At 68.6% G+C, this 15,335-nt stretch carries 11 protein-coding genes; 7 read left to right on the forward strand and 4 right to left on the reverse strand.

The genetic code is table 11. The features are described 5' to 3' along the window. Window positions 1-63: 63 nt before the first annotated feature. Window positions 64-585: a TRAP transporter small permease gene (locus ABNQ38_RS13365; RefSeq protein WP_109051202.1), complete on the forward strand. Its 522-nt coding sequence runs from the start codon at window positions 64-66 to the stop codon at window positions 583-585. Continuing rightward, the gene (locus ABNQ38_RS13370; protein WP_377807448.1) at window positions 582-1,865 is read left to right on the forward strand and encodes a TRAP transporter large permease; all 1,284 of its coding nucleotides are present in this window, start codon (window positions 582-584) and stop codon (window positions 1,863-1,865) included. Before ABNQ38_RS13365 ends, ABNQ38_RS13370 begins: the two co-directional genes overlap by 4 nt. Here ABNQ38_RS13370 and ABNQ38_RS13375 read toward each other — a convergent pair. Together ABNQ38_RS13375 and norR are read right to left on the reverse strand one after the other, a co-directional pair. Beyond that, window positions 1,862-2,128, reverse strand: coding sequence for a hypothetical protein (locus ABNQ38_RS13375; RefSeq protein WP_377807449.1), 267 nt, complete (start codon window positions 2,126-2,128; stop codon window positions 1,862-1,864). The two genes, ABNQ38_RS13370 and ABNQ38_RS13375, sit on opposite strands and share 4 nt — an antisense overlap. Beyond that, on the reverse strand, window positions 2,125-3,726 hold the full coding sequence (gene norR, locus ABNQ38_RS13380) for a nitric oxide reductase transcriptional regulator NorR (RefSeq protein ID WP_377807450.1): 1,602 nt from the start codon (window positions 3,724-3,726) through the stop codon (window positions 2,125-2,127). Before norR ends, ABNQ38_RS13375 begins: the two co-directional genes overlap by 4 nt. 134 nt (window positions 3,727-3,860) lie before the next feature. Between norR and hmpA the strand changes: the two genes are divergently transcribed. Both hmpA and ABNQ38_RS13390 read left to right on the forward strand, forming a co-directional pair. Beyond that, window positions 3,861-5,036, forward strand: coding sequence for an NO-inducible flavohemoprotein (hmpA, locus tag ABNQ38_RS13385; protein WP_377807451.1), 1,176 nt, complete (start codon window positions 3,861-3,863; stop codon window positions 5,034-5,036). A 493-nt stretch (window positions 5,037-5,529) separates the two neighbouring features. Further along, window positions 5,530-7,707 carry a methyl-accepting chemotaxis protein gene (locus ABNQ38_RS13390; protein WP_377807452.1) on the forward strand — a complete coding sequence of 726 codons (2,178 nt, stop codon included), beginning with the start codon at window positions 5,530-5,532 and terminating at the stop codon, window positions 7,705-7,707. 67 nt (window positions 7,708-7,774) lie between these two features. Here the strand turns inward: ABNQ38_RS13390 and ABNQ38_RS13395 are convergent, their stop codons facing one another. Beyond that, a complete protein-coding gene (locus ABNQ38_RS13395; RefSeq protein ID WP_377807453.1) occupies window positions 7,775-8,617 on the reverse strand; it encodes a fumarylacetoacetate hydrolase family protein in 843 nt (280 codons plus the stop codon). 211 nt (window positions 8,618-8,828) lie between these two features. On the opposite strand from ABNQ38_RS13395, the gene ABNQ38_RS13400 reads away from it, so the two are divergent. Next, window positions 8,829-9,755: a MurR/RpiR family transcriptional regulator gene (locus ABNQ38_RS13400; RefSeq protein WP_377807454.1), complete on the forward strand. Its 927-nt coding sequence runs from the start codon at window positions 8,829-8,831 to the stop codon at window positions 9,753-9,755. Beyond that, complete coding sequence (locus ABNQ38_RS13405) at window positions 9,755-10,408, forward strand: bifunctional 4-hydroxy-2-oxoglutarate aldolase/2-dehydro-3-deoxy-phosphogluconate aldolase (RefSeq protein WP_377807455.1); 654 nt, start codon at window positions 9,755-9,757, stop codon at window positions 10,406-10,408. The genes ABNQ38_RS13400 and ABNQ38_RS13405 overlap by 1 nt, the downstream gene beginning before the upstream one ends. A 35-nt stretch (window positions 10,409-10,443) precedes the next feature. Here ABNQ38_RS13405 and ABNQ38_RS13410 read toward each other — a convergent pair whose 3' ends face one another. Then, the gene (locus tag ABNQ38_RS13410; protein ID WP_377807456.1) at window positions 10,444-13,908 is read right to left on the reverse strand and encodes an ATP-binding protein; all 3,465 of its coding nucleotides are present in this window, start codon (window positions 13,906-13,908) and stop codon (window positions 10,444-10,446) included. 169 nt (window positions 13,909-14,077) lie between these two features. Here ABNQ38_RS13410 and ABNQ38_RS13415 point away from each other — a divergent pair, with 169 nt between their 5' ends. Beyond that, window positions 14,078-15,142, forward strand: coding sequence for a transporter substrate-binding domain-containing protein (locus ABNQ38_RS13415; protein WP_377807458.1), 1,065 nt, complete (start codon window positions 14,078-14,080; stop codon window positions 15,140-15,142). Window positions 15,143-15,335 lie beyond the last annotated feature (193 nt).

Genomic DNA, 15,335 nt, shown 5'->3' on the forward strand with positions numbered 1-15,335 from the left:
TTTCTTGCAATGATTGCCCGGTGAAGGGAATAATCCCGCTCCCTCAATCTGGACCCTGGCAATATGAGCGAACACGACCCCACCGTCGTCCGGCCGGTGCCGAAACCCCGCGTCCCCCTGGGCATCGAAGAAGTGCTGGTCGCCATCACCATGGCGGTGGTGGCCCTGATCACCTTCGCCAACGTCGTGGTGCGCTACCTGACCGACGTCTCCTTCGCCTTCACCGAGGAATATTCGATTGCGCTGATGGTCATCATGACCTTCCTCGGCGCGTCGGCCGCGGTGGTGAAGGACCGCCACATGCGGATCACCTTCCTGACCAGCAAGCTGTCGCTCGCCAACCGCCGCCGGGCCGAGATCTTCGCGATGGCCTGCACCGCCGCCATGTTCGCCCTGCTGGTGGGCTACGGCGCCTGGGCGACCTGGGACGATTACCGGTTCGAGGTTACCTCGCCAGCGCTGGGGTTGCCGCAGTGGATCTACACGATCTGGCTGCCGCTGCTGTCGGCCGTCGTCACCCTGCGCGCCATCGGTCGCATGATCCGGATCGCCCGGCGGACGGAAAAGCTGGAGGGCGAGGCATGATCACCACCATGCTGTTCGGGTCCTTCCTGTTCATGCTGCTGCTGGGGGTGCCGATCGCGGTCGCCCTGGGTCTGGCGGGCACCGCCGCCATCGGCTTCGCCCATCTCGGCGTCATTTCGGTGCCGACCAGCGTCTATACCGGCATCGCCAAGTATCCGCTGCTGACCATCCCGATGTTCGTGCTCGCCGGCACCATCTTCGACCGCTCGGGCGTGGCGCAGAAGCTGGTGCGCTTCGCCACCGCCGTCATCGGCCAGGGCAAGGGCGCGCTGGCGGTGATCGCCGTGGTGGTGGCGATGATGATGGGCGGCATCGCCGGATCGGGCCCCGCCATCGCCGCGGCGGTCTGCGGCGTGATGGCGCCCAGCATGATCCGCGCCGGCTATCCGCGCCCCTACATCGCCGGCGTCATCGCCGCGGCCGCTGCCACCGACATCCTAATCCCGCCGTCGGTGGCGCTGATCATCTACAGCGTGCTGGTTCCGGCAGCCCCGGTCACCGCGATGTTCGCCGCCGGCATCATTCCGGGAACGCTGGCCGGGCTGGCGCTGATCGTTCCCACTTTGTGGCTCGCCCGGCGCTACAATCTGGGCGGCAACATGGCGAATGAGCCGCGCCCGCCCTTCTGGGGCAGCCTGTGGGACGCGTCGCTCGGCATGTTCGCGAAGGTGCTGATCCTGGGCGGCCTGCGGCTCGGCATCTTCACCCCGACCGAGGCGGCGGTGATCGCGGTCGCCTACGGCCTGCTGCTGGGCATGGTGGTCTACCGGACGATCAAGGTCCGCGACCTCTATTCGATGATGGTCGAAGCGGCGGAGATCTCGGCGATCATCCTGACCGTCATCGCGCTCGCCAGCGTCTTCGGCTGGGCGATGAGCACCCTGTCGATCATCGATCCCATCGCCAACGGCATCGTCAATCTCGGCATCGGGGAATATGGCGTGATGTTCCTGCTGATGATCATGCTGATCGTCATCGGGACCTTCTTGGACGGCGTTTCGACCTTCATCATCCTGCTGCCGCTTCTGATCCCCATCGCCATGACCTATCACTGGGATCTGGTCTGGTTCGGCGTGCTGCTGACGCTGAAGATCGCCATCGGCCAGTTCACCCCACCGATGGCCGTCAACCTGATGGTCACCTGCCGCATCGCCGGCTGTACCATCGAAAGCACCATCCCCTGGGTGCTGTGGCTGATCCTGACCATGTTCCTGACGCTTGCCGCCGTGGTGGTCTGGCCGGATCTGGCGCTGTGGATGCCGCGGCATATGGGGTTCTAGAGGAGACGGGCAACGTCGCGGCTGGTCAGATGCAAACTGGCCGCGGCGCCGTAGCCCCGCTGTGCGATCTTGCCGGCCGCCGCGGCCTCGAACGAGGCGCGGTGGCCGGCGGCGAAGGCGAGACAGTCCTCCGGCGTCGGTTCCCGCCGGTCCAGCAAGGCGCGGAAGGCCAACCGGTGGACGGCGCACCAGCCGCCATGCCCGGCTGGCCGGAAGACCAACGCATCGATGTCCGCACGCCAGCACAGCCCCTCCCGGTTCATTCCCGCAGCCCCAGCCGCCGGGCAAGTCGAAACAGGTTGCTGCGGTCCAGCCCAAGCGACCGCGCCGCCTGCGCCCAATTGCCGTCATGGCGGGCCAGATGCTCGCGGATCATCCGGCGTTCCAGATCCTCCACCACGTCGCGCAGCGGCAACTCGGGTAGGTCCGCCACCTCCGGTAGGTGGGGCTGCCGCACCGGGACGGTAGCGGTCACGGCGCTCCCCTCTCCCTCTTCCAGCCCAAGGTCGGCGGGGGTGAGGGTGAGTACGCCGCCGTCCGGCGGGCGGGCGACGCGGGCACGGATGGCGCCACGGCCGATGGCGTGTTCCAACTCACGCACATTGCCGGGCCAGGGATAGGCCAGCATGCGCCGCTCCGCCGCCACCGACAGGCGCAGGTTGCGCAAGCCCAGCCGCGCCCGGTTGCGCTCCAGAAACAGGCCGGCCAGCCGCAGAACGTCTGTGCCGCGGTCGCGCAGCGGCGGCACCCGAAGCGGATAGACGCTGAGCCGGTGATAGACGTCGGCGCGGAAGCGGCCCTCCCGCACCTCCGCGGCAAGGTCGCGGTTGGTGGCGGCAACCACCCGCACGTCGACGGTGATGTGGCGGTCGGAGCCGACGCGCTGAATCTCGCCATTCTGCAAGGCCCGCAGCATCTTCGCCTGCGCCGCCAGCGGCAGTTCGCCGACCTCGTCCAGAAACAGGGTACCGCCGTCGGCCAGTTCGAACTTGCCGCGCCGGTCGGCAACCGCACCGGAAAAGGCGCCGCGCACATGGCCGAACAGTTCGCTTTCCACCAGCGCGTCCGGCAGGGCGGCACAGTTGACGTGGACAAGCGGTCCGGCGGCACGAGGGGAACGGGCGTGCAGCCGTCGCGCCACCAACTCCTTGCCCACCCCGGTTTCGCCCAGCACCAGCACGACGAGGTCGCTGGCCGCTACGGTGTCGATCTCCGTCAGCAGGCTCGCCATCGCCGGGCTGGCGCCGATGGGGTCGAAGTCGGGGCCCTGCGGCGGATCGTCGATGATCCGCAGGGTGGTGCCGCCATCGCCGGCCAGGGCGGCACGCCGCTCCATCGCCGCAGCAAGGTCGGCGGCGAGCCGGGCCCAGGCGGCAATCGCCCCCTCCCACCCTTCGAAGCGCCCCTCGTTCAGCGCATCCAGGGTCAGCATGCCCCACGGCCGCCCATCGACGCTGAGCGGCGCACCGACGCAGTCATGGACATGCAGCCGCTGGCGCAGGTCGGGGATCAGCCCGTCATAGGGATCGGGAAGCTCGCAGCCGGCGGGGAAGCGCAACGGTCCGTCCCCGGCCTCGGCAATCGCCTTCAGGCGGGGATGCTCGTCCAGTTCGAAGCGCCGCCCCAGCGTGTCGGGACTGAGGCCGCGGGTGGCGAGCGGCACCAGCAACCCCTCCCCCGCCCGCCCGGTTCCGCCGCGGTCGTCCCGCCGCAGCAGCGCACAGGCATCGCAAGGCAGATGGCGCGCCATCAGATCGAGCAGCAACGGCCACAGCCGTGCCGGATCGTCCAGCGCCTGCACCAGCGCTCCGGCCTCTTCCAGTGGAAGCAATGGTGTCGAAATGACCGCATCGTTGTCCATCCGACATCATACCGCGCGCGGTCACTTTGACAACGCGGCTTCTATGCAGGGCGGATTCCCGCGCTGCGTCGCTTTGGCACAGGGCTTGCCATCTGGTTGCGACATCGTGACGCGCAAAAGGATTGCTCCCTCCCATGCTGACGCCTGCCCAGATCGCCGTCATCAAGGCCACCGCTCCCGCCGTCGCCGCCAACGCCAACAAGATCACCGGCACTTTCTATCCGCTGATGTTCGAGCGTTTCCCCGAGGTGCGCGCCGTCTTCAACCAGAGCCACCAGCGCAGCAGCGCCCAGCCGGAAGCGCTGGCCAACGCCATCATCGCCTACGCCTCCAACATCGACCGGCTTGAGGTGCTGGGTCCGGCGGTGGACGGGATCGTGCAGAAGCACGTCTCGCTGAACATCACGCCGGATCAGTACAAGATCGTCGGCACCTGCTTGATGGAAGCCATCGGCAAGGTTCTGGGCGACGCGGTGACCGCCGAGGTCGCCGACGCCTGGGGGGCCGCCTATTGGCAGCTGGCAGAGCTGCTGATCGCCGCGGAAGAGAAGGAATATGCCCGCAAGGCGGCGCTGACCGGCGGCTGGCGCGGCGCCCGCCGTTTCCGCATCGCGGAGAAGACGCCGGAGAGTGCCGTCATCACCTCCTTCCGGCTGGCGCCGGTCGATGGCGGGAAGGTGATGGACTTCCATCCCGGCCAGTATCTCGGCCTGCGGCTGACCATCGACGGCGAGACCGTCCACCGCAACTACAGCCTGTCGGCTTCGCCGAACGGCAAGGACTACCGCATCTCGGTGAAGCGGGAACAGCAGGGGCTGGTTTCCGGCTTCCTTCATGACCGCGTGCAGGTCGGCGACGAGATCGACGTCTATCCGCCCGCCGGCGAGTTCGTGCTGCGCGAGGGCGCCGGTCCGCTGCTCCTGATCACCGGCGGCGTCGGCCAGACCCCCGCCCTGCCGCTGGCCGAACAGGCGCTGGCCGCCGGCCGCAAGGTCATCTACGTCCATGCGGCACTCAACGGCTCGGTCCATGCCTTCCGCCGGCAGGTCGACCAACTGGCTTCCCTGCATGATGCGCTGAAGCCGGTCTACTGCTATGCCGACCCGCAACCCGGCGACCAGCCGCACATGGTCGGCCTGCTGGACGAGGAGCGGCTGGGCAAGCTGCTGCCGCAGGAGCCGGGGGTCGCCGCCTACGTCGTCGGTCCGAAGCCGTTCATGGCTGCGGTGGTCAGGGCGCTGACCGCGCTCGGCCTGCCGGAGTCGGCCATCGTGCATGAGTTCTTCGGCCCGCGCGAAGCGCTTGCTTGACGCGACGCCGACACCGCTTTGCCTCCGAACTGGATGGGCCGGCCTTTTCGAAGGCCGGCCTTCTTTCTACCCGCCCGGCGGACCGCGAGGTCGGTGCGCCCGCCGGTTGTGAGTAAATCTGTTATATCACCAGTTTTATATATGTCGGCGGCCGGCCTGGATCATCATTCCGGCTTGCGGCGGCCGAGCCATGCGCGCTTTTCGTGAAATCGAACCGGGGCCGACTGGCCGATCATTGCACTGCGGCACGATTCGCAGGGCGTCACGGAAGAATCGTGGATTCTCCTTATTTCTTTCTTAAGCGATTTGGCGCTTTCCTAGTCACGGAACGGCCAGATTATTTGCAATTGTTCCTTTTCTGCGACATCGCCTGCGAACCGCCCGCGACCGTCGCAGGCAGGTTCGGTGGAATGAAGGTGCGGCGAGAGCCGGAACGGCCAGCCGCAATGACTTGTGGAGCGTCGGTGTCCGAGCACCGAAGGGGGAGGATGGGATGTCGAAGGATAGCCAGAGCATGACGCGCCATGGCGCACCCACCAAGGGCGGTGCATGGTATTCCGGGCTGCGCGCCAAGCTGATGATCGCCATCGGCGTGGTGCTGTCCGGCACGCTGGTCGCTGCCGCGGTGGCGCTGATCGGCTATGCGAACGTGCGCACCACCATCGACGCCATCGTCGGCCAAGCGGTGCCGGCGATGACCGAGGGCATGGCGGTGGCGCAGCAGGCCGAACGGCTGGTGGCGCTGGCCCCGGCCCTGACCTCCGCCGACACCGCTGCCGCGCGCGAGGCGGTCTCCGCCCGCATCGCCGTCGCGAAGGACGAGTTCAACGCGCGCCTGTCCCGGCTGCGGGCCACCGGTTCCGCCGGCGCTCAGCTCGCCGCAATCGAGGAGGCATCGCAGGGACTGCTCGGCAATCTGGCGCAGCTCGATCAGGCTGCGGCCGAACGGGTGGCGCTCGGTGCCGAACGCATGGCGATGATGCCGAAGGTGATGGCGGCCGAAGCGGAAATCCAGAAATTCGCCGCCCCCTGGACCTCCGTCCTCAACAATGACGAGGAGCAGGCCCGCTCCACCCTGGCGGAGCCGGATGCCGCCCCTGAGGCGATGCGCGAGGCGGCGGCCACCCTGAACAAGGTGATGGCGCAGAAGAAGCCGCTGGCCATCGTCACGGCGGAAGCCGCCAACATCCGCAACATGCTGATGGAAGCGTCGACCACCAGGGACGACCAGCGGCTGGCGATCATCGAGACGCGGGTGGGCGTGTCGCTCGCCGGGCTTTCCAACAACGCGGAGGCACTGCCGGAACGGCTGGCCGCCGTGGCCACCAAGCAGGCGGAACTGCTGAACGGCTTTTCCATCGGCGAAAACTCCATGGTCACCCTGCGGCAGAAGGAACTGACCATCGAGGGCTATTTCACCCAGCTGCTGGAGAGCAACCATGCCCTGACCACCACGCTGGCCAAGGGCATCTCCACCCTGGTGGACGGGCAGAAGAGCAGCATCGCGGAGGCCAGCGCCGCCACCACCCATATGCTGGACAACAGCCGCATGACGCAGATCGCCGTCGCGGGGATCAGCATCCTGGTGTCGATCCTGGTGGTCTGGCTCTATATCGGCCGCATCGTCATCCGCCGCATGATGGATCTGAAGACCGGCATGGACCGCATCGCCGCCGGTGACCTCGATGCCGAGATCGCGCTGACCGGCAAGGACGAGATCGCGGAGATGGGTGCCGCACTGCTGGTCTTCCGCGACACCGCACGCGAGGTGGAGACCGCCCGCACCGCCGCCGAGGCCGAACGCCAGCGGGCCGCCGGCGAACGCCGCCAGACCATGCTGTCGCTGGCCGACCAGTTCGAGAATGGCGTCAAGACGGTGGTTGAAACGGTGTCCGCCGCCGCCACCCAGATGCACCAGACCGCCGCCGGCATGGTGGCGACCGCCGACGACACCTCGCGCCAAGCCGGCAATGCGGCAGAGGCGGCAGAAACCGCATCCGTCAACGTGGATGGCGCCGCTTCGGCCGCCCATGAGCTGTCGCAGTCGATCAGCGAGATCGCCCGGCAGGTGACCGAATCGGCGACCATCGCCGCCAAGGCCGCCAATGAGGCCGAGCGCACCGACAGCACCATGCGCGACCTGAACGAGGCGGCCAGCCGCATCGGCGCCGTGCTGGACCTGATCTCCGACATCGCCGGCCAGACCAACCTGCTGGCGCTCAACGCCACCATCGAGGCGGCGCGCGCCGGGGAAGCCGGCAAGGGCTTTGCCGTGGTGGCGAGCGAGGTGAAGCAGCTGGCCAGCCAGACGGCGAAGGCCACCGAGCAGATCGCCGGCCAGATCGGCACCATGCAGCAGGCGACCGGCGAGGCGGTCGGCGCCATCCGCAGCATCGGCCTGACCATCGGCCGCCTGAACGACATCGCCGCCAGCATCGCCGCGGCGGTGGAGGAGCAGGGTGCCGCCACCTCGGAAATCGCCCGCAACGTCCAGCAGGCGGCGGGCGGCACCGCCCAGGCTTCCCAGAACATCGGTCAGGTGCGGACCGCCGCCGGCCAGACCGGCCAGTCGGCCCAGGAAGTCCTGTCGGTCGCCCAGGAGGTCTCCAGCCAGACCGGCCGTCTCCAGCAGCAGATCGACCGCTTCCTCAGTCAGGTGCGGTCGGCATGATGCCAGCGAAGGGCCCCTCTTCCCCGCGGGGAAGAGGGGCCCTTCGTTTCTCAGTCCCGAAGCGGTTTCAGCCCTGGACCACCGTCTGGCGCTGGGTGCCCAACCCTTCGATGCCCAGTTCCACCACGTCGCCGGCCTTCAGGAAGACCTGCGGCTTCTGGCCCATGCCGACGCCGGGCGGCGTTCCGGTGGAGACGATGTCGCCCGGCTGAAGGCTCATGAAGCGCGACAGGTAGGACACCAGATAGCGCACGCCATAGACCATGGTGGCGCTGCTGCCGTCCTGATAGCGGTGGCCGTTGACCTCCAGCCACATCTTCAGGGCCTGCGGATCCTCGATCTCGTCGCGGGTCACCAGCCACGGACCGGTCGGGCCGAAGCTGTCGCAGCTCTTGCCCTTGGTCCACTGGCCCTGCCGTTCGATCTGGAAGGCACGCTCGGACACGTCGTTGACGATGCAATAGCCGGCGACATGGTCCAACGCCTCGTCTTCCGAGACGTATTTGGCGTTCTTGCCGATGACGAAGGCCAGTTCGACCTCCCAATCGGTCTTTTCCGAGCCGCGCGGCAGTTCGATGGGATCGTTCGGGCCGACGATGGCGCTGGTCGCCTTCATGAAGATGATCGGCTCCGGCGGCACCGCCATGCCCGTCTCCGTCGCATGGTCCGAGAAGTTCAGGCCGATGCAGACCATCTTGCCCACCTGCCCGACGCAGGGGCCGAGGCGCGGGTTACCCTCCACCAGCGGCAGCGATGCCGGGTCGATGGCCCGCAGACGGTCCAGCCCGTCCGGCAGCAGAGCGGTGCCGGCGATGTCGTCGACATGGGCGGACAGATCGCGGATGCGGCCATCGGCATCCAGCAGGCCCGGCTTTTCCTGGCCCGGCGGGCCGTAGCGCAGCAGTTTCATGAAAAACCCTTCCAGATAAGGAGGTTGCCTCCGACAGGACGGCGGTGCCGGCCGATCCTGCCCGGACGGCGCGGAAAGTAAAGGGGGGAGCGAACGAATTGTAGCATTGCTTCACAGGCGGGTCGACAAAGCGGTCTGTCTGTAGTAAAACTACATTCGGTTCCGATACGCCTCCATCCGCTGCTCCTTCGGCAGCCACTCCGGTCCTCCCATGCTGGACAGCATCGCCTCCTCCCTCGACAGCCTGCGCCGCGCGGAAGCCGCGGTGGCGCGCAGCGTCCTGGCCGATCCCGGGGCGGCGGTGCGCGACAGCCTGGCCCAGCTTGCCGGCAAGGCGGGGGTCAGCGAACCGTCGGTCCTGCGCTTCTGCCGCTCCGCCGGCTTCGGCGGGTTCCAGGAATTCAAGATCGCGCTGGCCCAGCATCTGGCCGCCTCGGCCGCACGTGAAGAGGCAGGCGACCGCCCGACCCCGCTGGTGCGCGACCTCTCGCCCGGCGACAGCGTCGCCAGCGCGGCGGAAAAGGTGCTGAACCGCTCCATCGACGCGCTGGTCCGCCTGCGCGGCCGGCTCGACAGCATGGCGCTGGAAAAGGCGGCGGGGGTGCTGGCACGGGCGCGGCGGGTGCAGATCGTCGGCGTCGGCGCGTCCGGTGCCGTGGCGCTGGACGCCCATCATAAGCTGTTCCGCCTGCTGCCGCAGGTCACCGCCAGCACCGACGCCCATCTCCAGGCGATGGCCGCCGCGACGCTTGGCCCCGGCGACGCGCTGCTGGCGATCTCCAAGACCGGCACCAGCGACGAGATCTTCGACGTCGCCGCCATCGCCCGCGACGGCGGGGCGACGGTGATCGCCATCACCGCATCGGCGACCCCGCTGGCCGAACGCGCCGACATCCGCCTGACCGTCGATGTGGATGAGGACACCGCGGTCCACACCCCGATGGCCTCCCGTCTGGCACAGCTGGCGCTGATCGACGTGCTGACCGTCGCCGTCGGCCTGCAGGCACCGCCCGGCCTCGACCGCCGTCTCGCCCGCATCAAGGCCGTCCTGGCCGGGCACCACCGCGCGCCGGAGCGGCCGGCTCCCGTTTCAAACTCCGCGTCTTCCGTCACCCGAAAAAAAACCGAGGAATCCTGATGTCCACCACGCAAACCCCGAACGAAATCCTGGACCAGCTCGTCGCTTACGGCGTCGTTCCGGTCATCCGCAACAGCTCCGCCGATCTGGCGCGCACCGCAGTGACTTGGCTGCGCGAGGCCGGTTACGGCACCTTCGAGATCACCATGACGACCCCCGGCGCCGTCGGCCTGATCGAGGAACTGTCGGCGGAGGGCGGCGCCCTGATCGGCGCCGGCACCGTCCTGACCCCCGCCGCCGTCGCCGACGTGGTGAAGGCCGGCGCCAAGTATGTGGTGTCGCCCTGCGTCGTGCCGAAGGTGGCCGCCGCCTGCCGCGACCATGGCGTGGCCTGCCTGATGGGCGCCCTGACCCCGACCGAGGTGCATGCCGCCATCTCCGCCGGCGCCGACGCCATCAAGATCTTCCCGGCCTCCACCGTCGGCCCGGCGCACATCAAGGCGTTGAAGTCGGTCTTCCCCGGCGTCCGCTTCGTCCCCACCGGCGGCATCGATGCCACCACCGTGGCCTCCTATGTCGCGGCCGGCGTTGCCTGCGTCGGCGCCGGCGGCAAGCTGGTCGATGAAACCCTGGTCAAGAAGGGCGACCGCGAGGGCATCCTCGCCGCCGGCCGCCAGCTGATGGACGCCTATCGCGCCGCCAAGGGCGCGTGAGCGAACCGGCCTGAGGCGGGGGACGACCCTCCGCCTCAAACCCCTTCCAGCACCCCGCGCACCGCGTCCATCGCCGCGAGGCCGCGGCTGAAGGCCGATTCCGCGGTGGCGGCAAGCTCCTGCGCCTCCACCCGGCGGCCTTCGCGCATGCCGTCCTCCACCGCCCGCATCAGCCCGACGAAGGCGGTCAGGCCGAAATGGCTGGCGGCCCCGGCAAGCCGGTGGGCGATGTCCTCGATCTCGTCGTCGGGGGTGTCGGCGGCAGTCAGGCGGGGCAGCCCTTCCTGGGCCGATTCCAGCAGCAGGCCGCGGATGGTGGCGAAGCGGGCGGGGCCGAGGGAGCGGATGTAGCGTTCCAGAATCTCCTCGTTCACATCGTCCTCGACCACCCGCGGGCGGGGCGACGTTTCCGCCGGGCGCATCCCCGCCCCCGGCTCCTCATCGTCGTCGTCACGCGGGGCGACGGCGTTCGACAGCAGGTGCATCAGCCGCTCCGGGAAGATCGGCTTCTCGATCACCGCATCGATGCCGGCGGCGATGTAGCGGGCACGGTCGGCGGCGAAGACGTTGGCGGTCACCGCGACGATGGGCACCGCCGCACGATCGGCATCCTCCAGGGCACGGATGCGGCGCGCCACCTCCGGCCCGTCGATGTCGGGGAGGCGGATGTCCAGCAGAATGGCGTCGAAGTGCCGCCGGGTCGCCAGTTCCAGCGCGCTCTCCCCGGTTTCGGCGACGGTGATGCGGTGGCCGGCGTCGGACAGCAGCCCCAGCGCCACCTCCCGGTTGATCGCATCGTCCTCCACCAGCAGCAGGGCCAGCGACCGCACCCGGCTGATCGGCAGCAGCCGTCCGGGACGCGTCGGCAGCGCCGGCTCATCGACCCGCAGCAAGGGGATGGTGACGGTGAAGACGCTGCCCAGCCCTTCCACACTGTCGACACGGATGCTGCCCTGCATGGCGTCCAGCAGATGGCGGACGATGGCGAGCCCCAGTCCGCTGCCGCCGAACCGCCGGGCGATGGTCGGATCGGCCTGCTCCAGCTTTTCGAAGATGGCGGCGCGGCGGTCGGCCGGCACGCCGATCCCGGTGTCTCGCACTGCCAGACGCAGCATCTCTCCGGCACCGGAACGTTCCGGACCCGGTTCGATGTCGACACGCAGGTCCACCCCGCCGCGCTCGGTAAACTTCACCGCATTGCCGACGAGGTTCACCAGAATCTGCCGCAACCGCTGGCGGTCGATGACCACCTGTTCCGGAACCTCCGGCGCGATGTCGAGGTCGAGGTAGATCCCCTTCTCGTTCGCCAGTCCTTCCACGGTCGCAACGACCTCCTCCAGCACCGGCAGCAGGGCGCAGGGAGCCGGGTCGAGGTCCAGCTTGCCGTCCTCGATCTTGCGCAGGTCTAGGATGTCGTTGACCTGATCGAGCAGCCCGTGGCCGCAGCGCATGATGGACATGGCATAGCGGCGCTCCCCGGCATGCAGTTGCCCGGTCAGCAGCAGCCGGCACAGCCCGAGGATGCCGTTCAGCGGCGTGCGCATCTCGTGGCTGACGGTGGCGAGGAACTCCGTCTTGGCGGCGTCGGCGCGCTCCGCCCGCTCCTTGGCCTGCCGCAGCTCCTCGCGCGCCCGGCGCGACGCGGTGATGTCGTTGGCGACGCAGATGATGCGGCAGCGGCCGTCGCCCGACCATTCGAAGGGATGGCGTTGCAACGCGAAGACGGTGTTCTCGCCGTTGCGGGGAAGAACCAGCTCCTCCACCCCCAGCGAGCGCATGGATCCCGGATCGCCGCCGGCGAGCGCCCGGCCGGTCTCCGGCCCCAGCACATCGGCCAGCGTGCGGTCCTCGATGTCGGCGCGGCGGGTGCCGAAGCAATCCTCCGCCGCCCGGTTCCACAGCAGGACGCGGCCGCTGTCGCCGTCCAGCACGTAGAGGACACTCGGCACATTGTCGATGACGGCGTCCAGGAAGGCCTGGGTCCGGCGCAGCAGCTCCTCCGCCTCGCGGCGGCGGGTGATGTCGACCACCGAACTCAGCAGCACCTCCTCGCCCTGGAATTCGAAGGCGATGCCGGACAGCAGGCCCCACAGCCGGCGGCCGGAGCGGGTCACCAGTTCGGTCTCCACATCCAGTGCCAGCCCGCTGGTGAAGACGTCGCGGACGAACTCGTCGCGCACCTGCGGGACGTACCAGACGCTGGCGGCGGGGCGGCCCAGCAACTCGCCGGCCTCGTCGACCTCGAACAGGTCGGCGGCACGGCGGTTGACGAAGCGGATCTGGCCGTCGGCACGGCCGGAGATCACCAGCGGGACCGGTGCGGCCTCCAGCACCGTGCGCAGCCACTGCTCGTTGCGGCGCAGCGCCTCGCTCTTGTCCTCCGTCTCCTGGATGTAGAAGCGCAGGGCCCGGGCAAGCTCGCCGATCTCGTCGGCGCCGGTCACCGGCACCTCCGCCCGGCCGCCGCCGGTGCGGTCGCGGATCGCCTCGCTGACCGCCCACAGCCGGGCCAGCACCTTGCGCCGCACATACAGCACCGACAGAACCATTCCCAGCACCACCACCCCGACCGAGGCGAAGAACAGGCGGGTGTAGGTGGTCGACACCTCGATCACCTGCTGGCGGCTTTCCTCCGCCGCCTTGGTCTGCTCGACGAAGATGCCGGTGTTGAGGCCGGTGTTGACCAGCGACACCTGATTGGCGCGGTCGACCAGCCCGTTCAGCATCTCCGAGGCCTGCAACTCCGCCTGCCGCTGGCGGAAGACGGAGCGGTCGCCCTCCACCACCGAGCGCATGCCCTCCGCCAGCCGGGCGAGCCGGTCCGCCACATTGTCACCTGAACCGTCCGCCGGACCGACCGGGGCGGACCCATCCAGCGCCGACAGTTGCGCCACCGCGCTGTCGGCCAGCCGGGTGAGCGCGAAGCTGTTCTCCGCCTGATGGACCGAAGCGATCAGGAACAGCAGCCGTTCCGCCATCGCCAGCCAGCGCTGCACGCCTGCATCCTCCACCCCGCGCAGGGCAGGTTCGGCCAGGGCGTCGGCCATCCGCCGCACGTCTCGGTTGCGCTCTGCCAGGGCACGGCGGGCGGTGATGCGGGCGGTCACGCCGCGGTCGATGGCGTCGCGTAGCCGCAGGATCTCGTCGCGCTGACTTTTCAGCCCGGTGATCCGCTGGGTCTGCCGGCCGTCGGAGGAGTCCATCTCCGCCAGCAGCCGGTCATAGCCATCCAGCTGGTCGGCCAACCCCTGCTTGATCGTTTCGCGTCCGAAATTCTCCTGCGACAGCGCCAATTGTTCCAGGGTCCGCATGATCCGCTGGTGCTGGCGCTCCAGCTTGGCGGAAGCGACGACCGCCGGGAACTGCTCGGACGTGACTTTGGTGATGCCGGCATGCAGCCCGTCGAAGGCGATATAAGCGCCAAGCCCGATCAGGAAGGCGACCAGACCGTTGAAGGCGAGCGCACCGAACAATCGGGCGCCGACACCGATCCTGACCATGCCAGCCTTCCCCGGCGCCTTTCCCGACCCGGAACCGCTCGATCCGGAACCGCTTGGCCCCGCTTTGCTGTCGCCCGCCATTCCCGTTCCCGCTTCCCTCGGCTGCGCATCGTTTGCGTGGCCGCGCCGGCAGCGTATCATAGCGCGGCCGTCGGATAAGGGGAGAAGGATGGGGTCGAAGCCTGTTGCCGCCACAGTCGGCCTGCTGCTGGCGCTGCAACCGTTGCTGTCCGCCGGAACCGTCGCGGCACAGCCGGCCGCCGCACGCAACGGCGACCGCCCGGTCCTTGCGGAGATCGAACGGCGCGGAGTCGTGCGCTGCGGGGTGTCCTTCAATCCCGGCTTCGCCGCCAACGACGATGGCGGGCGGCCGGTCGGCTTCATGGTCGACCTGTGCCGGGCGCTGGCCGCTACGGTTTTGGGCAAGGCCGACGCCATCGAAATCCGTCGTCTGTCCAAGCCGCAGGAGTTCGCCGCCGTCGCCACCGGCGAGGTCGACGTCTCCTTCGCCCAGACATCCTGGACACTGACGCGCGACGCCACCTATGCCGTCGATTTCGGGCCGCCGATCTTCTACGACGTGCAGGGGCTTGCCGCATGGCGGCTGCCCGACGGCCATTCGGCGCTGGATGGCGACCTCACGGTCTGTGTGCCGGCCGGAACCACCACCCAGGCCGAGCTGGAAACGCTGATCGGCGGCGGGAAGCGGCCCTGGAAGCTGCGCAGCTTCCCCGGCTGGCCCGATACGCTGGAAGCCTTTCTCAGCCGCGACTGCGCGGCGATCAGCGCCGACCGCGCGCTGCTGACCACGGCGCTGCACATGCTGGAGACACCGCAGGACGCGGTGGAGATCGCCGACATCCCATCGTCCCTGGCCTCGCGCGAGCCGCTGGCCCCGCTGACGCCGAACAGCGACCGCAACTGGATGGCGGCGGTGCGCTGGACCATGTTCGCCCTGTTCCTGACCGACGATGCCGGGGTGTCCGGCGCCAACGCCAATTTCCAGCGCATCACCGGCAACAGCGAAATGCGCCGCCTGCTGTCCGGCATGCCGGAGGTGGCGGCGAAAGCGGGATTGCGGCCGGACTGGGCCTATCAGGCGGTGGTGCAGGTCGGCAATTACGGCGAGATCTTCGAACGCAATCTCGGGAACCGGTCGCCCTTCAAGCTCGACCGCGGCCTGAACCGGCCCTGGACCCAAGGAGGCCTGCTCTATGCCCCCGTGTTCCAGTAAGCCCGGTATCTGTCCAAAAGAATAGCGTAACCCATTACCGTGCTCTCGATACCCCCGACCATGGTCGGGGGTGACGCACACTGTTCGTGCACGCAACTATCGGTGACATAACCAAGGCGTGGGCTCGGTCATCACATCACGTGACCGGCAGGCACCGCACGCAAAAAACCAACCAAAGTTGTGGACTATTCAC

Origin of the sequence: Azospirillum sp. A29, from assembly GCF_042604625.1 — a bacterium.
Lineage (GTDB): Bacteria > Pseudomonadota > Alphaproteobacteria > Azospirillales > Azospirillaceae > Azospirillum > Azospirillum palustre.